This is a genomic window from Paraburkholderia sp. BR10936, assembly GCF_040965735.1.
GTDB classification, from domain to species: Bacteria; Pseudomonadota; Gammaproteobacteria; order Burkholderiales; family Burkholderiaceae; genus Paraburkholderia; species Paraburkholderia nodosa_A.
The window spans coordinates 39151-55816 of record NZ_JBFRCM010000032.1; the positions used below are offsets into that span (position 1 = coordinate 39151).

The 16666-nt window shown below is 62.6% G+C and carries 14 protein-coding genes; 9 read left to right on the forward strand and 5 right to left on the reverse strand.

Features of this window, described 5'->3' with window-relative positions:
• Positions 1-173: 173 nt before the first annotated feature.
• Positions 174-776 carry a nitroreductase family protein gene (locus AB4Y36_RS37745; RefSeq protein ID WP_069268276.1) on the reverse strand — a complete coding sequence of 201 codons (603 nt, stop codon included), beginning with the start codon at positions 774-776 and terminating at the stop codon, positions 174-176.
• A 157-nt stretch (positions 777-933) separates the two neighbouring features.
• Entirely contained in the window at positions 934-2217 is a 1284-nt protein-coding gene (locus tag AB4Y36_RS37750) for an MFS transporter (RefSeq protein WP_069268275.1), read from the reverse strand.
• 175 nt (positions 2218-2392) lie between these two features.
• On the opposite strand from AB4Y36_RS37750, the gene AB4Y36_RS37755 reads away from it, so the two are divergent.
• A complete protein-coding gene (locus tag AB4Y36_RS37755) occupies positions 2393-3034 on the forward strand; it encodes a TetR/AcrR family transcriptional regulator (protein ID WP_069268274.1) in 642 nt (213 codons plus the stop codon).
• Between the two features lie 19 nt (positions 3035-3053).
• Entirely contained in the window at positions 3054-3623 is a 570-nt protein-coding gene (locus AB4Y36_RS37760) for a DUF1415 domain-containing protein (protein WP_368685633.1), read from the forward strand.
• A 19-nt stretch (positions 3624-3642) separates the two neighbouring features.
• Here the strand turns inward: AB4Y36_RS37760 and AB4Y36_RS37765 are convergent, their stop codons facing one another.
• The gene (locus AB4Y36_RS37765) at positions 3643-4506 is read right to left on the reverse strand and encodes an SAM-dependent methyltransferase (RefSeq protein ID WP_342949861.1); all 864 of its coding nucleotides are present in this window, start codon (positions 4504-4506) and stop codon (positions 3643-3645) included.
• Between the two features lie 377 nt (positions 4507-4883).
• On the opposite strand from AB4Y36_RS37765, the gene AB4Y36_RS37770 reads away from it, so the two are divergent.
• The gene (locus AB4Y36_RS37770; RefSeq protein ID WP_028206633.1) at positions 4884-5204 is read left to right on the forward strand and encodes a hypothetical protein; all 321 of its coding nucleotides are present in this window, start codon (positions 4884-4886) and stop codon (positions 5202-5204) included.
• Between the two features lie 123 nt (positions 5205-5327).
• On the opposite strand, the gene AB4Y36_RS37775 is transcribed toward AB4Y36_RS37770, so the two are convergent.
• Positions 5328-6476, reverse strand: a complete 1149-nt coding sequence (locus AB4Y36_RS37775) for a methyltransferase (RefSeq protein ID WP_368685634.1) — start codon at positions 6474-6476, stop codon at positions 5328-5330.
• Positions 6477-6720: 244 nt separating this feature from the next.
• Between AB4Y36_RS37775 and AB4Y36_RS37780 the strand changes: the two genes are divergently transcribed.
• The 5 genes from AB4Y36_RS37780 to AB4Y36_RS37800 all read left to right on the forward strand — a co-directional run bounded on the left by AB4Y36_RS37780 (position 6721) and on the right by AB4Y36_RS37800 (position 14646).
• Complete coding sequence (locus tag AB4Y36_RS37780; RefSeq protein ID WP_368685635.1) at positions 6721-9513, forward strand: N-6 DNA methylase; 2793 nt, start codon at positions 6721-6723, stop codon at positions 9511-9513.
• Between the two features lie 69 nt (positions 9514-9582).
• Positions 9583-10533, forward strand: coding sequence for a cation diffusion facilitator family transporter (locus tag AB4Y36_RS37785; RefSeq protein WP_368685636.1), 951 nt, complete (start codon positions 9583-9585; stop codon positions 10531-10533).
• 504 nt (positions 10534-11037) lie between these two features.
• Positions 11038-11301, forward strand: coding sequence for a hypothetical protein (locus tag AB4Y36_RS37790; RefSeq protein ID WP_368685637.1), 264 nt, complete (start codon positions 11038-11040; stop codon positions 11299-11301).
• Positions 11302-11892: 591 nt separating this feature from the next.
• The gene (locus tag AB4Y36_RS37795) at positions 11893-13197 is read left to right on the forward strand and encodes a hypothetical protein (RefSeq protein WP_368685638.1); all 1305 of its coding nucleotides are present in this window, start codon (positions 11893-11895) and stop codon (positions 13195-13197) included.
• A gap of 423 nt (positions 13198-13620) precedes the next feature.
• Positions 13621-14646 carry a MerR family transcriptional regulator gene (locus tag AB4Y36_RS37800; protein WP_368685641.1) on the forward strand — a complete coding sequence of 342 codons (1026 nt, stop codon included), beginning with the start codon at positions 13621-13623 and terminating at the stop codon, positions 14644-14646.
• A 216-nt stretch (positions 14647-14862) separates the two neighbouring features.
• Here the strand turns inward: AB4Y36_RS37800 and AB4Y36_RS37805 are convergent, their stop codons facing one another.
• Positions 14863-15810, reverse strand: coding sequence for a GyrI-like domain-containing protein (locus tag AB4Y36_RS37805; protein WP_368685639.1), 948 nt, complete (start codon positions 15808-15810; stop codon positions 14863-14865).
• A gap of 358 nt (positions 15811-16168) precedes the next feature.
• Between AB4Y36_RS37805 and AB4Y36_RS37810 the strand changes: the two genes are divergently transcribed.
• Positions 16169-16498: a hypothetical protein gene (locus AB4Y36_RS37810; RefSeq protein ID WP_368685640.1), complete on the forward strand. Its 330-nt coding sequence runs from the start codon at positions 16169-16171 to the stop codon at positions 16496-16498.
• The last annotated feature ends 168 nt before the right edge of the window (positions 16499-16666 follow it).

Below are 16666 nucleotides of genomic sequence, written 5' to 3' on the forward strand. Positions count from 1 at the left end.
GCGAATGCGCGCGCAAGAGAGGAAAGGTCGGGGGGATCGGCTTTGTAGCACGAAAGCGCCGCGCGGGGCAACCGCGGGCCCACGATGCGACCCCGCAAGAAAAAACGCGCGGGCCATGCCGCGCGTTTTCGCTAAAGCTCGCAACCCCTCATAAGCGCGGGGTTTCTCCCGGCTCAGCCCTTGAACGGCTGCTTCCAGGCGTTCGCGTAGGCGATGTCGCCCATCGCCGAGCGCGTACGTTCCGCCTTTTCACGGTCGCGCAGGACAGGCTCCAGCTTCTCGGCTTCGCCGTAGTGGCCGATCGAGATGATCGAGAGCGGCTCCACGTCGTTGGGCAGCGCGAATTCCGTGCGGAACGCCTGGACGTCGAAACCGCTCATCTGGTGCGCCGCGAGACCCAGCGCATGCGCCTGGAGCACGAGCGACATGGCTGCGGCGCCCGCATCGTATTGCGCCGTGCGATTGACTTCGCCCTTCGCGTTGAGCGTGTGTGCCGTCACCGCGATCAGCACCGACGCCGGCGCGTTCCACTGCTGGTTGAACGGCACGAGCGTCGCGAATGCGCGCTTGAACGCGACTTCGTCGGCGCTGCGGTCGAACACGATAAAGCGCCACGGCTGCAGGTTGTAGCCCGAGGGCGCCCAGCGCGCCGCCTCGATCACCGCGTGCAGCGCCTCGCGGCTCACCGGCTCGCTCGAATAGGCGCGCGGGCTCCAGCGGCCGGCGATGAGTTCGTGAATGGGCACGGCTGTCGGTGCGGGTTTGTGCTTCGTCATGCCTTGTGTGTCCTTGGGGTGACGGGCGGCTTGCCCGGGGGTCATTAGAATAACCGCAGCGCGTGAAATCCGCTCAAACGCAACAGGCGACGCTGATGCGTCGCCTGTCGGCGTGCGCCGAAGTGCGAACCGGCGCTGTAAAGTCGCTATGGCCGCGTCAGGCCGTTTGCACGCCCACGGCGCGCGGCCCGCGGTTGATGCGCAGCACGAGGAACGACGCCACGAGGCACAGGCCGCCCGAAATCATCGACGCCACCGTATAGGTGCCGAGGCTCGAGCGCAGCAGGCCTGCGCCGAACGCCGCGAATGCCGCGCCGAGCTGATGGCCCGCCACGACCCAGCCGAACACGATCGGCGCGCGCTCCTTGCCGAACACATCGGTGGCGAGCCGCACGGTCGGCGGCACCGTCGCGATCCAGTCGAGGCCGTAGAACACCGCGAAAATCGGCAGCCCGAAGAAGTCGATGCCGAACGCGTGCGGCAAATAGATCAGCGAAAGTCCGCGCAGCCCGTAGTACCAGAACAGCAGCAAGCGGCTATTGAAACGGTCCGAGAGCCAGCCCGAGAGCGTCGTGCCGAACAGGTCGAAAATACCCATCGTCGCGAGCAGCGATGCACCCTGCACTTCGGTCATGCCGTAGTCGCCGCACATGGCGATGAGGTGCGTGCCCACGTAGCCATTCGTGCTGGCGCCGCAGATGAAGAAGCTGAAGAACAGCAGCCAGAAGTCGCGCGTGCGGCTTGCCGAGAAGAGCGCGTCGAACGCGATCTTCAGCGGATTCTGATGCGGCGCGGGCGGCGCGACGGGGGTGCTCTCGTCCTCGCCGAACGGGCGCAGATTCACGCTCGCGGGCCGCTCGGGCAGCAGGAACAGCACGAGCGGCAGCACCGCGGCGGCGGCCACCGCGACCACGAGCACCACCGACTGCCAGCCGTGCTTCTCCACGATCGCCGCGAGGAGCGGCAGGAACACGAGCTGGCCCGTGGCCGAACTCGCGGTGAGGATGCCCATGGCCAGCCCGCGGTGCGAGTGGAACCAGCGCGTCACGACGGTCGCCGAGAGCGAGAGCGCCGCGACGCCGGTGGCGCCGCCCACCATCACGCCCCAGATCAGGATCATCTGCCACGGATGCGTCATTAGCGCGGAAAGCGCCACGCCCGCTGCCATGGTGCCGAGCGCCGCGAGCAGTGTGGGACGCACGCCGAAGCGCTGCATGGCCGCCGCCGCGAACGGGCCCATGAGGCCGTAGAGCGCGATGTTCACCGAGATGGCGAGCGAGATCGTCGCCCGGCTCCAGCCGAACTGATGCTCGAGCGGCACCATCATCACGCTGGGCGTCGCACGCGTGCCGGCCGCCGCCAGCAACACCAGAAACACCACCGCCACGACGAGCCATCCGTAGTGGAAACGTCCGCCTATTCGCCTCGCTGCCCAGTCCATTGGTGCTCCTGTCGCGGCGCGCCGGGTTCGACATGCCGATGTTTTCGTTGGCATGACCGCTCGCCGCGACGATTCGCCATCGCTTTGATTGTTACCGATCGGTCACAAGTGTGTTGCGATAGTAGTTACCGCTCGGTAACATGTCAAGCAATCACCCTGATCGCGAGAAGCCCTCATGAAACACGAAGGCCACGAGGAAACCGCTAGCACCGCTTCCCGCACGCCCCGCCCCCGCGCGCAGACGGCTGGTGCACGCGCGCATGAGCACCTGTTGCGCGCCGCCGATGAGCTGTTCTATCGCGAAGGCGTGCGCGCGGTCGGCATCGAGGCCGTAGTCGAGCGCGCCGGCGTCAACAAGATGAGCCTGTACCGGCAGTTTTCGTCGAAGGACGATCTTGTCGTCGCCTACCTGCAGCGCTGCGACGTGCGCTTTTTCGAGCGCTTCGACGAAAGTCTCGCGAAGCATCCGGGTGAACCGGCAAAGCAGTTGGTGCAGTATTTCGAGGACCTCGCGCGCCGCGCCTCGGTGCCGGATTATCGCGGCTGTCCGTTCGTCAATGTCGCGACCGAATTTCCCGACGCCACCCACCCCGCGCGGCGCAGCGTCGACAACAACAAGACGCGCCTCATGGCGCGGCTCACCGCGCTCGCACAGGAAGCCGGAGCCAAAGACCCGGTCGCGCTCGCCGAGGAACTCGCGCTGCTCGTCGAAGGCATCTATGCCGCAAGCCAGACTTACGGCCCCGGGTGCGGCGCGATTCTCGCGGCGCCGCGCATGGCAAAGCTGTTGATCGAGGCGGCATGTCCCGGGCGCTAGCCGCCCGTAAAATGTCACGATGAACGAAACCGCTGCTCTGTCCCCCGACCACGCCGCCATTCTCGAAGCGACCCGCCACTGGCTCACGCGCGCCGTGATCGGGCTGAACCTCTGCCCATTTGCGAAAAGCGTGCACGTGAAGAACCAGATTCGCTACGTGATCAGCGAGGCGACCGATCTGGAAGGTGTCCTCACCGATCTCGAACGCGAGTTGCAAACGCTGGCACAGGCCGATGCCACCGAGATCGACACGACGCTCCTGATCCTGCCCCACACGCTTGCCGACTTCGCCGATTTCAATGACGCGACCTGGTTTGCCGAGCGCCTCGTGCAGCAGCTGCGGCTGGAAGGTACGCTTCAGGTCGCGAGCTTTCACCCGCGATTCCAGTTCGAGGGCGCCGAGTCCGACGACATCGAGAACTACACGAACCGCGCGCCTTACCCGATCCTGCATCTGCTGCGAGAAGCGAGCATCGAGCGCGCAGTCGAGGCGTTCCCCGACGCCGCCGACATCTACGAACGCAACCAGGAAACGCTGCGCAAGCTCGGCTTCGACGGTTGGCAAGACTGGATGAGCAAGCGCGACTGACGCCGCGCTGCCCGCAGGTTCAGCCTTCGATTGCCGCTTCGGCGGCCGCCTCGCCCTCGTCGGCGAAAAAGCGCTCGCGCAGGTCCGCCAGCCCGAACGTCTCGAGAATCTCGTTGAGCCGCTCCGCCGGACGGCGCCGCGGCAAATCCTTGTACTGGGCGATGATGAGTTCGTTCTTCATCGAGTGCTCCCAGCCCACCAGTTCCGTCACGCTCACCTGATAGCCGTGCGCCTCGAGTTGCAGACAGCGCAGCACGTTGGTGATCTGGCTGCCGAATTCGCGCGTATGCAGCGGATGGCGCCAGATCTCCGTGAGTGCCTGGCCGAGCGACTTGCCCTTGTTGCGGCGCAGTACTCCCGCCACCTCGGCCTGGCAGCACGGCACGACCACGATGTAGCGCGCGTGCTTCTTGAGTGCAAAGCGCAGGGCGTCGTCGGTGGCGGTGTCGCAGGCATGCAGCGCCGTCACGATATCGACCGTTGGCGGCAGCTGCGGCGAGGTGATCGAATCGGCGACCGACAGGTTCAGGAACGACATCCCGCCAAAGCCCAGCCGTTTGGCCAGTTCCTGCGAGTGCTGCACGAGCTCGTCGCGCGTCTCGATGCCATAAATGTGTGACCTGTCGCGCTGATCCTTGAAGAACAGGTCGTAGAGAATAAAGCCCAGATAGGACTTGCCCGCCCCGTGATCGACGAGGGTCACGTCGCGGCCATCCTGCTTGAGGTCCTTGAGCAGCGGCTCGATGAACTGGAACAGGTGATAGACCTGCTTCAGCTTGCGGCGGCTGTCCTGGTTCATCTTGCCGTCGCGCGTCAGGATGTGGAGCTCCTTGAGGAGTTCGACAGACTGGTTCGGACGGACTTCGTAAGTCTTGCTGGACATCGGCGTGATCGGATGAAAGGCGTGGTATGTCGCGAAACGTGCGACAGGCGACAGAAGGGTTGCAGTAATTCTGTCATTTTACGAAAAAAGCGAGTCCAGGCTGCCGAACCCATGAGAGCGGCCAGTGTCGTAATAGCGTCCCGGCACGCTGACCCACGTGCGGACAGCAGGGAGGGGTTGAATAGAAGAGACACGAGGATTTTGTCGTCCCCGATGCCCAAAAAAAGGACCAAAACGCAGCGCGACCGGCCGGCAACGAATCGACAGGCGCGCATTGGGAGGTCGCACCGGGAGTGCCGGTTGCGATGAATCAGGCTGGCGCAGTCCTCGCTGCGCAAAGAGCGCGCGACGCTGTGCGGCCTTGCATGGGGCATGCAATGAATACGATACCTGACGGAAACGCAGAGCAAAAATTCCAGGAACTGCTTACGAAACTCGTCACGGTTCCCGACTGGACGGAAAAGCAGCAACTGGAGCTGGAAATGGCGCGCGACATCTCGGTGGAGATGTTGCGGGTCGCGGAAAGCATGCGCGACGGCCCTTCGGATCTCGAGACCTGCCTGATTCTGCTGAAGTACGCGAAGGTGCTCGATTTCGTGATGTCGGCACTGGCGTCGCGCCGCGATATCAAGCCACAAACGCTGCGCGTGATTTTCAAGCTGGCAGGCCTCAAGGTCGACGAGGCCTATCCGGGCTGAAGCCGATGTAAATCTGACGCACACCCGGCGTGGCAGCCAGGCCGCCGACGCCGATACTCGATACCCGCACGGGCCGTTAGCGGCCCGGCCTCTTCTTTTTTGCCAACGCTTTTTCCGTCCGGCTCACTCTACGCGCACCTTGAGGCGCCACAGCGACGTCAGTTCGGCCGCGCGCGCACGATAGAGCGGATCGGTCGGATCCGACGCTTTCGGGTGCCGCGGGCGAATGTCCTCCCGGCCCACCACTTCGAGCCCCGCCTCCACGATCATCTCGATGAGCGATTCGCGCGTGCGCGACCCGAGATGCTCCGCGAAGTCGGACAAAATCAACCACCCCTCGCCACCCGTCTCGAGATGATCCTTGAGGCCGCCGAGAAAGCCGCGCAGCATGCGGCTCTCGGGATCGAACACGGCGTACTCGATGGGCGACGCGGGCCGCGCCGGCACCCATGGCGGATTGCAGACGATGAGCGGCGCGCGCCCCGGCGGGAACAGATCCGCCTCGACGACCTCGACCTGCGCGGCGTAGCCGAGGCGGTCAAGGTTCTCGTTCGCGCAAGCCAGCGCGCGGGCATCCTGATCAGTCGCGACCACGTTCTTCACGCCGCGCGAGGCGAGCACGGCGGCGAGCACGCCCGTGCCCGTGCCGATGTCGAAGGCCTTTTCGAGCGACGGCAGCGCCGTGCGCGCGACGAGATCGACGTATTCGCCGCGCACCGGCGAGAACACACCGTAGTACGGATGAATGCGCGCGCCGTGCAGCGCCGCGATCTCGACACCCTTCTTGCGCCATTCGTGGGCGCCGACCAGACCCAGAATTTCGCGCAGCGACGCCGCGGAAGCTTCGCCATCGGCCGCGCCCCACGCCTCTTCGCACGCGAGCCGGACGTCGGGTGCGCGGCGCAGGTTGATGCTGTAGTCGCCTTCGAGCGGAATCAGCACCATGCCGAGCGTGCGGGCACGCTGCGCCTGCGCCTGGCGATGCAGATGAAACGCTTCGAGCGGTGAAGCCGGCGCCTTGGGCGGCGCAGCCTTGCGGGGTTTGCGCTCCCCGCGGCGCGCCATGGCCTGCAGCAGCTGACGCGCGTTCTGATAGTCGCCGCGCCACAGGAGGGCGGTGCCTTCGCAGGCAAGGCGGTACGCAGCGTCCGCAGTCGTGCGATCGTCGGCGATGACCACGCGTTTGGGCGCCGGCACGCCAGCCTCGGAGCGCCAGCGCACCGTGCGCGGGCCTTCGGTGTCGGGCCAGGTAAGAGTGGGATGTTCGGTCATAGTCGGATATTCGGTGCGGCGGGCCAGTTCGTCGATTCGTACCTGGCCCGCGGGTTGGCGCCGCGGGGCGCCATCATATAGCAGAGCGACGCGGCGCGTTCCGCCACGTCGCCTTCGCAACGATGATCGCTCAGACGGGCGGGCGCGTCGACCAGGCCAGACGACGTAGGACGAAACGCGCCCGCCCGGCAGTAAAATGGGCGCCGACCGCGCCCCGTCAGGCCAGGCCCACCCGCACGAGACCATGCCAGCAACCACCCAGCAGACACGCCGCGCGCGCAAACCGCGCACGCGCCGCGCCAGCGCCGGTGCTGGGCTCGACGAAGGCTTTTACGCCGAACTGCTGCATATCGTCGGGTTGCAGGAGAGCGTTTCCGGCATGAGGCGCACCGTCGCGCGACCCGCGCCGCACGAGCGTTTGCCCGGCGCGCTGATCGAACTCGCGCTGTCACGCCTCGCCGCCTGCGACGGAGAGAGCCCAGGCGAGGGGCCGAAGGCCGACCATATGGAACTCGCGCTCCGGCTTTGCATCGCCTGGATCAGCCGCCTCGTATTTCTCAAGGTGCTCGAAACGCGTCTGCTGACGCTCCACGGCGACGATGCGGCCTACGCGTTCCTGAACGCCCAACGCATCCGCTCGTTCAGCGATCTCGACGCGCTGTGCGACACCGTCCTCGGCGCCGGTGACGACACGCCGCCAGCCCGCTTCGCTCACCTTCCCCGCTTCGACGGTTCGCGGTTCGCGCCGCAAGACCTGGACCGTAGCCTGCTCGGCATGAGCATGCTCGACGATCGCGCCACGCTGCCGCCGTACGAGGCGACCGTGCTCCCCGATGCGAGCGGCGAGCGGCACACGCTTGCCTATCTGCTCGATTTTCTCGCCACCTTCGACTTCTCCGCCGGTCTGGTGGCGCGAGAGCCAACCGTGGCGAACAGGCGTTGCCTCGATGCCTCCTCGCTCGGGCTCGTCTTCGAAAAGCTCAACGGATACCGCGACGGCGCCTGGTACACGCCCGGCAGCGTCGCGATGCAACTCGCCCGTCCCGCCATCACGCATGCGGCGCTCAATCGGCTGAATCGCGCCAAAGGCTGGCACTGCACGAACATCGATCAGCTATCCGAACTGATCGGTGAATCAAGCGGCGCATCGATCGGAAGCCGCGACGAAGCGCGCGCGATTCTGGACTCGCTGCGCATCTGCGATCCCGCCGTAGGCTCGGGGCATCTGCTCGTTTCAGCGCTCAACGAGTTGCTGGCGCTGAAAGTGCGCCTCGGCTTGCTGAACGCGCAGGACCGCGAAGCACTCAGCGCTTGCCGCATCGACGTCACCGCGGACCGGCTTTGCGTGACGCATGCGAACGGCGAACCGCTCACCCGCGAGCGCGATGGCATGAGCATCCGCAAGATCGAAGCCGCGCTCTTCAGTGTCAAGCGGGACATCGTCGAGCACTCGCTTTTCGGTGTGGATATCAACCCGGATTCGGTCGGCATGGCGCGCCTGCGGCTGTGGATCGAACTGCTCGAACACGCCGATTTCACCACTTCTCTGCCGAACCTCGAGACCAACCTCAAAGCAGGCAATGCGACGCTCAGCCGTTTCGACTTCGATACGCCGCTGCGCGGCTACGCTGAGCCAGTGGCGAACTATCGTGCCAGCGCGGCTAGACTGCGGGCGACGGCTACAGCCGCGGCGAGGCGCGCCGAAATCGCCCGATGCGCGCAACTGCGCGAAGCGTTGCGCCACGCCCTCGCGAACCACCAGGCCGACACGCCGCCCGAAAACGCCGCGGCGTTCGAATGGCGCATCGAATTCGCCGACCTCCTCACCGACGAAGGCGACTTCGAGCGCTTCGACGCCGTCATAGCGAACCCGCCCTATATCGACTCCGAGCGCATGATCAATCAGGGCCAGCGCGCGTTGCGCGAGCGGCTGGCGCAGCGCTGGCCGAGCGCGCGGGGCAACTGGGACCTCTACATCGTGTTCATCGAGCTCGGCCTCGCGCTCCTGAGGCCCGGCGGCGCGATGGCGTATCTCACGCCCGACAAGTGGCTCTCGAAGCCCTTCGGCAATGCGTTGCGCGCACGGCATCTGGACAAGATCGAACGCATCGTCAGGCTCGGCCGCGACGTATTCGAGCAGGCGCGTGTGGATTCGATCATCACGCTCTTTCGCGAGTCGGGCACGCCTGCCATCGCGACCGCGCGCATCGACCGCGAGACGCTCACCGAGCTTGCGCAAACCGACAAACGCTCGCTCGAGGCGCCATGGCCGCTCGACGCATTGCTCTCGCCGCACGCCGCGTTCGTGCAGCGGTTCGCCGGTGCGCACCCCACACTCGGTTCGCTGCTGCCCTGCGAGAACGCCTGTGCGACGTCGGACGCCTACCGGCTCGCGCCCCTCGTCGAAGCGGCCGACGGCCGATTCCAGCCGGACCAACACTACCGCGTGGTGAACACCGGCACGCTCGGGCGCTACGTCTCGCGCTGGGGCAGCAAGCCGATGACCTATCTCGGGCGACGCTACGAGGCACCCGTGGTCGAGCGCGAGCGCTTCGCGTCGACGTTCGGGAACGGCTACGGCGCGAAAGCCAACGCGAAAAAGGTGATCGTGAAAGGCCTCACACGGCTCGATGCGACGCTCGATCTCGCAGGCGACACGATCCCCGGCAAGACCACACTGATCCTGCGCTCGGACGACGAGAACCTGCTGAAGTTCGCGGCGGCGTTGCTCAACTGCCCGCTCTCGGTGTTCCTGATCCGCGCGAAGTACGGCGCGTCGAGCTACAACGGCGGCGTGGCGTTCACGACATCGATGATCGACGCCTTGCCCGTGCCGGGCGGCGCTTCGGTGCGCAGCGAAGTCGCCGACTGCGTGACCCGCTTGCTGCGCGCCGGGCAGTCCGCATGCGACGCCGCTGAAGCGGACGGCATCGCGCGCGAGATCGATCGACGCCTCTATGCGGCATTCGGCCTGTCGCAACAGGAGATCGACCTCGTGGAAGGCCGCGCCGACTCGATGGCGCGCGAAGCAAGCTGACCGCGCAACGCCGAGACGGCGTCCCGGCGAGTCGGCTAGTCTTGCTCATCCTCGCGCAGGGCAGACATCATGGAACGGCTTCGCTTCTTCAGTGCTTCCGACGAGAGCAGCGTGCTGACGCTATCGATCGCCACGACGTTGGTGATCGCCCTCATCGGCATTCTGTTCGGCCTGATCTCCGGCTCGTTTTCGATTGTGTTCGACGGAGTCTATTCGCTCGTCGACGCGAGCATGAGCGCGCTCGCACTCGCCGTCGTGCGACTGATCACCTCGTACGCGGTCAACGTCGACCTGCCGCGCAAATGGCGCGAGCGCTTCACCATGGGCTTCTGGCATCTCGAACCCATGGTGCTCGGGCTCAACAGCACGCTGCTCGTGGGCGTGGCCGTCTACGCGCTAATCAACGGCATCACCAACCTGCTCTCCGGCGGCCACGAACTGCACTTCGGTCCCGCACTCGTCTACGCCGTCCTCACCGTGAGTGCCTGCGCGGCGATGGCGGTATTCGAATCGCGCGCGAACCGCCGGATCCACTCGGATTTCGTGCGCCTCGATATCAAGTCATGGATCATGTCCGCGGGCATTACGGCGGCGCTGCTGGTCGCTTTCAGTGTCGGCTATGCAATTCAGGGAACGACATGGGAGCGCTTGACCCCCTATGTCGACCCGGCGGCGCTCGTGGTGGTGTGCGTGGTGATCATCCCGATTCCGCTCGCGGAGATCCGCCAGGCCCTGCTGGACGTGCTGCTCGTGGCGCCCCCGGATCTCAAGCAGCATGTCGATGCGGTCGCGAAACGCTTCGTCGAGCGCTACGCCTTCGAGTATTACCGGGCTTATGTCGCGAAAGTGGGCCGCTCCCGCGAGATCGAGCTGTATTTCGTCGTGCCGCCCGACATGCCGGCCAAGCGCATCGCCGAATGGGACGCGATCCGAGACGAAATTGGCCGGGCCATCGGCGGCGACGAGTCGCACCGCTGGCTCACGATCATGTTCACGAGCGATCCGCAATGGGCGGAGTGAGGAATCTGGTGCGGGCGGGTGCAGAAAGCACAAAGGGTCACGTGAATTTCACGTAACCCTTTGTCTTGACGCATTGCTTCGAATATGGTGCCGGCTGCAGGACTCGAACCCGCCACCTGATGATTACAAATCTCGCGAAAATATTAAAAACTACAAATACTTAGCGAGTTTCCACGTTTCCAAAACCAACTATAGCGCGGGCTTCTCCGCCTTAGCCGGCGGGGGGCGAAAGCGAATTGGAAACGCGGTGGACGCGTATTACTGTTCGCGGAACGCGGCGGCAACTGCCTTTCGAGTTTTACAGGCCACCACACCTGTCCGCCCAACCAAAACGACGGCGGTGGCCAAGGTCTCACAATACGTCCCCTCAGCAGATCCGCAGCCATCGCCCAGGGTATCGCCGCGAAGTGCAAAATCCCCGCTCCTTACGGGATGAGGGTTAAACTCCGCTTATCCCATATATTCGTTAGCCGCGACCGAGTCGTGCCGTCGCCCGTCCTCACAATGGAAAGAACATACAAGTACAAAGGCTTCGCGGTCACGGTCATCCTTGAACCCGTATGGGAAGCCTCTGGAAACGTCACGCTGCTACCGGCGCACGGCTACGTGCCAATCGTTCATATCAAAGCCGCAGGCGCTATTCGCCCCTTCGTGCCGCCGATACGCCTAGCTGGAGATGGTAAGCAACCCTTCCCGACGCAGGCTGAAGCGCTCATGGCAGGATTCAGTGCGGGACAGCGCCTGATCGATGATACCCTCGCGGAGTAAGCAGGTCGGAAAGACGGATTACGTGATGGCTGGTGCGACGACTGGCGCCTCCGCGTGGTAACGGCGACGCTCGCGCTGATTAGAAACGCATCACCGTGCATCAAAATGCACGATTTTTGAGGTCCCACAAGCGGCCAGATGTCCGCATCACTTGGCCCGGGGCGACGGACGGCAAGCGCATGAAAACCGCCCTATCAAGCGAAGCCCGCAGGCGGGGGGAGGACTGCGTTTTCACGCGAGGTCCGAAGCGGCCGCTCCCGGCCCTTATCAAACCTCGAGCCGCTGTGGGCGCGCGCTTAAGGCAACGCGCGAAACGATCGAAGCGCATAAAAATGGCTCAACGCCGATATCCCCTGCCGGCCATGACCGGTCCTTCGCACTCGCGTTTCGGACGTCTGCTAATGAGCGCGGAGTTGCCACTTTGCACAGCGGTGAAAATCGTGGTGTCGTTGACCACCGATGCCTAGGAGAAGCGCCCGGCGCTCGGATCGCTTTCGGAGGATAATCGGCGTCGGTAATTTAAACTTCTGCCTCGCAATGCTTTGAACCTTGGCGCCGTGCACCGCACTCGAAAAATTCCGGGGAAATAAAATGACTGACGAAAAATCATTCGATCCAAACTTGCTCGCTCTTTGCACTGCGCTCGATACGATGGTGGCGTCAATAAAAAGCGCGCCTGAACTGCGACAACTCAACGAGGCATTTGGCTGGAACGTAGCCGGAGTAAGCCGTGACGATATCGTCGCCCTGATTGCTTCCCTTTCGAACCGAATTCGAAAACAGATAAACATCGAACTCCCCGATGACGTCGCAGCGCGCATCCAGGGAATGACAAAGGGCATCAATTTCGCAATCGGAAACACCGTCCCTCAAGTGTTCAGCGGCAACGCTGTCCACGCGGTGCCCGCGTTGTTGCTCATGCTGTCGACACTGAATTCCTTGCTTACCGACGCGCTGCAGTGGCCAACGCAACCCGAGTTGTATGCAATTCCTCCTCAACTGAAACGCCGGATCAACGCTGCTGAAACGCGGGTCAGCTCAGTCGAAGACAAAACAGGCGACCTCGAAACGAAAGCAGAACAGATTCTGGCAGCGCATGCAGCGGCGGAGTCCCTTGATGTCGATCTTGCAGCGCTTCTCGAGGCGAGAGAGAAAACCAAACAATTCGAAGCTGACGCTAGGGTGGCACAGCAAGAAGCCAGCAAGGCTCTAGCCGAAATCTTGGAAGCGGCTCGAGCTATGCGACAGCATCAGGATGACGCTGCTGCAGTCGTCGAAAAATGCGAAGACGCATACCGAATTGCGACGTCCAAGGGGCTGGCCGGAGCCTTCGACGATCGAGCGAACAAGCTTAACGTATCCATTCGATGGTGGACTGGCAGCCTGATGGTCGCTCTGGTAATGGGCGCGGTCATTGGATACGAACGTGTTCGCGCTTTAAACGGGCTTCTCTCAAGCGCTACGCCCACGTGGGGAGCTATTGCTCTGCATCTCGGTGTATCGCTGGTGAGCGTCGGTGCGCCTTTTTGGTTCGCATGGCTGGCAACAAAGCAAATCGGTCAACGATTCCGATTGGCCGAGGACTACGCATTTAAGGCATCGGTGTCCAAAGCGTACGAAGGGTATCGAAAGGAAGCGGTAAGAATAGATGCAGCATTTGAAAGCCGCCTGTTTGCGTCAGCTTTATCTCGGATGGAGGAAGCGCCATTGCGTCTGCTAGCGGATGAAAAGAACCACGGTAGCCCATGGCGCGAGCTGGTTCATTCCAAGGCGTTCGAGAGAGCGGTCGAACTGGTGCCCGAACTACGGGCGAAAGTGATCGACATCGCAGGGAAGGCGAAAGCAAAAACGGAATCCACCGATGTTGAAGAGTCGATGCCCGCCGCAAAAGGATAGCTTTGCGTAAAGCCCGCTCACTATCCAAGTCATATAGCCGCTATCGGTGAGCGGGGCACGCATGGAATGCAAGCCAAATGGCCGCTCTGGAGCAACTTGCTGACGTTAGGAACATCAAGCTAAAGGGCGGCTTCGGGTCCGAATGCTGCCCCTAACATCGGGCGGCAATCGGCCAAGAAGAGACAGTCGACGACGTCACCTACATCATCGACAATCTGGGAGTGGCTCGACGTTGGCGGAATCTGCCGCGTTCGATTTGTTACTGGTCATGTATCCGCGTCCCCTGCGCCCACGTCGGCCGAGTACAGACCGCCGAGAGGCGGGCTTCCACCCGTGCCTGCGTTGGGCCCCGTATGTGTTGACTCGGCCCTTGGGGTCGCCCTCATGCTGGCTACACCTAGTCAACATAAGGACGGTGGACTTATGAGTTCTTCTAATTCGTGGCTGAATGCTTCGGAAGCAGCCAGACGGCTCGGTGTATCGATCAAGGCTCTGCGGCTATACGAGCAGCAGGGCCTGGTAAATCCTGGCCGCACACCGGCAGGATATCGTGCATATAGACCTGACGATATGGTCCGGGCTGCCGAGATTGTTGCGCTGCGTACGCTCGGACTCAGCTTGGCTCAAGTTGCGCGTGTATTGGACGGCGACCCGGCAGGTTTAAAAGCAGCGTTATCGGCCCACGAAGCGGCACTCGACAACGAAATTCATGCGCTCGTTCATAAATTGGACAAGCTTCGAAGTATCCTAGCCGATCTTGCCCACGGCCAGATGCCATCCGATGGAGAATTGACTGGATTGCTCAATCGATCGACGGAAATCAGTACGGCGTTCGAGCTCCCTTGGCCTTGGGGTGGCGAGTGGTTCGAAGTTCGCGATGTTCGTCCTTTAAACTACATCATTGGCTCGCTCGGCAGCGGAAAGACCAGGCTGGCCCACCGTCTCGCTGAGACGCTGCCAAACGCAGTCTTCGTTGGCCTGGATCGGCTCGACAACGGATGCGCCGCCGCGAAGACTCTGCTGGAAACCGATCCTGCTCTCAATTTGCGCGTCACTCAGATCCTGGCGTGGCTCGTTGACGAGGGGGCAACAAGATCTGATGCCCTGACCGCATTGCTCGTTGCTCTGGAAACCGAAGGCCCCGCGGTCCTGGTGGTCGATATGGTCGAACATGATCTCGACCAGTCATCACAGGAAGCCTTGATGGCCCACCTTCGTCAACGTGCGAAGGTCGGGGAACGGCCGCTGTTCTTGATGACGCGCTCGTCAGCAATCCTGGATCTCGCGGCAGTTGGACCGGATGAGGCCATCCTGCTTTGCCCTGCAAATCACAGTCCCCCGAGCCGCGTAGCGCCTTACCCCGGCGCGCCTGGTTACGAAGCTGTCGCAACATGCCTGGCATCCCCTGAGGTACGTGAGCGGATAGCGCGACGCCCCGAACCGGCCTGATTGCGCACCACAGCTAAAGCGGCGTTATGACGGTATCTCTCCTCGAAGTTCGCTCATCAACGCGCAGACGGAACGACCGTTTTGGCTACTGGCGAATCGCTCAAAGGAGGGCGACTTCGGTCGAGGGCGTCGGGGGCAGTCGGCCACATTCAGCCGTTCGACACTGCCACCTTGATCGTTGACAACTAGTTGGCAAGGAAGACGATGGAAGCTTGACTATGCGACTGGCAGCCAGATTTCTGTGCGCAGCGCATCGCGCGGAGTGGTCTCTGGCCTATTCAAATTGAGTTCCATCGGCGGGGCGTCCCTGAGCCGCTGGTCAGACGCAGGTAGCCAGTCACGGTATATCGACTTCCAAGTGAGATGCAGTGTGGAATAGGAGCCGATGTGAGTGAAAACGGCGTAACGACCGCTGGCGATGTGCTGCCACGACATCGAATCCGAAAGCGAGATACCGGAAGGCTGCAGGGGCCGTCCGCTCGATGCCGCCAGAGAATAGCCGAACACAAGTCCGGCAATAAAGCGACAGTGCGGATCGTCTGGGCCTTTGGGGTCGTCGGGAACCACGCTCAGATAGCTTGTTACCTGGTCGCGAAGTCCAACTCGGTTTACTGCTTTGAATAGTTCACCATAAGCCTGCTGCGCAGCACGCATCATGGTGTTGCCTACCATGCCACGCGCCGTGGCCGTAAGTGCGATGATGCCGTCAGGCAATGCTGTCATGCGAGTGACTTGCATGTCGATAGCTCCTTCAGGATTCGGTCGGAAACGATGCTCTGTTGGCGGCTGTAGAAAGTTTTCATACGCCGGTGCGCCACCGCGGCGCACTGCGCTTGGTGTGGTATCAAAATCTCGGCGCATCGCTTTTGCCAAAGCTTGTGCGGACTCGTATCCAACAGCCAACGCGATCTCTGATACGGACTCCGTGCCACTGACCAATAGCGCGAAAGCGCGCCTCAGGCGTAGCCATGTGACGTAGTTCGCGACACTGCAACCAATGTACGCGCGAAATACGCGGTGAAAGTGGTGGCGCGACAAAGCAGCGTGATCAGCAAGGATTTCAGCCGTAAGGGGTTCATCGAGATGAGCTTCGGCATAAGCCAGAGATCGAGCGATCAACCCGGAGTGGCGGTCAGTAGTCGGATGTTGATTGGTCGGACGCATGCAGCAATTGTAGAAGGACACTCCTGTCCAGCGCGTGTCCAAGAGTGCTTATTACGAATTTTCGCGTCGCGCGAACGGCCGCTTTGCGGTAAATCGGTTGGCCGTTCCGGGTCGGGTATGCCTGCTGCATGCGCTGCGGGCTGGGGGCGAGTGACGTGCTAGGTCGCGGGGCACAGTGCGGCCACAATCAGTCGTTCGACATACAGGCGCGAATCGTCGACAATCGCGCATCTCGTCGGAGGTTTGCTCGGCGCGACGCATCGGTCTCACTCAAAGCGGGAGTTCAGTGGTGGTTCTGCTAAATCTTGCGCGACTTCCATTCACGTTGCTAGATCGTGGACTGCCGGCAGCCGCGTGCATGTTCTTTTTCCTCTATTCAATCATCCTTGTGTGTGCGGCCAAAGCAATGTTCGATTTCGCGAACTTTGCCGGTGTGAGGACCCAGACGGGTACAGCTAGCGTTGTAGCAAAGCGAACTGTGCCCGAGCATTGGGAGTGGATCGGGCGCACACCTGTTCGCGTAAAAGAATATGAGACCCTTGATCTTCAGATCGGCGGCAGGCTCACGACCTACAGACCGGTGCCGTGGATTTTGGAGCGAACAACTGCGAACACGACTGAACCGGTCCAGTTCAAGGCCGGCCGACTCAATGGGAAAGTTCAGGTCGAGAAGTTCAAGTACCTTTGACATCCGGAGCCGAGCGTCGTGCTCGGCCGTGAGGCGAAACGCGGCCACATGCGGCCGCTCGACAGAAGCTGCTAGATTGCTGACAATCCTGAGACGGCAGGTAGGTGATTCACTCCGAGTAGGCCCAAAAACCTAATGGAAGGCCGAAGGACATTTCAACTCAAACTT

What these genes read in the sequence shown, in the direction of transcription:
- AB4Y36_RS37745 (WP_069268276.1), bottom strand. Translation starts at nt 776, where the DNA reads ATGACGAAGCACAAACCCGCACCGACAGCCGTGCCCATTCACGAACTC.
- AB4Y36_RS37750 (WP_069268275.1), bottom strand. Translation starts at nt 2,217, where the DNA reads ATGGACTGGGCAGCGAGGCGAATAGGCGGACGTTTCCACTACGGATGG.
- AB4Y36_RS37755 (WP_069268274.1), top strand. Translation starts at nt 2,393, where the DNA reads ATGAAACACGAAGGCCACGAGGAAACCGCTAGCACCGCTTCCCGCACG.
- AB4Y36_RS37760 (WP_368685633.1), top strand. Translation starts at nt 3,054, where the DNA reads ATGAACGAAACCGCTGCTCTGTCCCCCGACCACGCCGCCATTCTCGAA.
- AB4Y36_RS37765 (WP_342949861.1), bottom strand. Translation starts at nt 4,506, where the DNA reads ATGTCCAGCAAGACTTACGAAGTCCGTCCGAACCAGTCTGTCGAACTC.
- AB4Y36_RS37770 (WP_028206633.1), top strand. Translation starts at nt 4,884, where the DNA reads ATGAATACGATACCTGACGGAAACGCAGAGCAAAAATTCCAGGAACTG.
- AB4Y36_RS37775 (WP_368685634.1), bottom strand. Translation starts at nt 6,476, where the DNA reads ATGACCGAACATCCCACTCTTACCTGGCCCGACACCGAAGGCCCGCGC.
- AB4Y36_RS37780 (WP_368685635.1), top strand. Translation starts at nt 6,721, where the DNA reads ATGCCAGCAACCACCCAGCAGACACGCCGCGCGCGCAAACCGCGCACG.
- AB4Y36_RS37785 (WP_368685636.1), top strand. Translation starts at nt 9,583, where the DNA reads ATGGAACGGCTTCGCTTCTTCAGTGCTTCCGACGAGAGCAGCGTGCTG.
- AB4Y36_RS37790 (WP_368685637.1), top strand. Translation starts at nt 11,038, where the DNA reads ATGGAAAGAACATACAAGTACAAAGGCTTCGCGGTCACGGTCATCCTT.
- AB4Y36_RS37795 (WP_368685638.1), top strand. Translation starts at nt 11,893, where the DNA reads ATGACTGACGAAAAATCATTCGATCCAAACTTGCTCGCTCTTTGCACT.
- AB4Y36_RS37800 (WP_368685641.1), top strand. Translation starts at nt 13,621, where the DNA reads ATGAGTTCTTCTAATTCGTGGCTGAATGCTTCGGAAGCAGCCAGACGG.
- AB4Y36_RS37805 (WP_368685639.1), bottom strand. Translation starts at nt 15,810, where the DNA reads ATGCGTCCGACCAATCAACATCCGACTACTGACCGCCACTCCGGGTTG.
- AB4Y36_RS37810 (WP_368685640.1), top strand. Translation starts at nt 16,169, where the DNA reads ATGTTCTTTTTCCTCTATTCAATCATCCTTGTGTGTGCGGCCAAAGCA.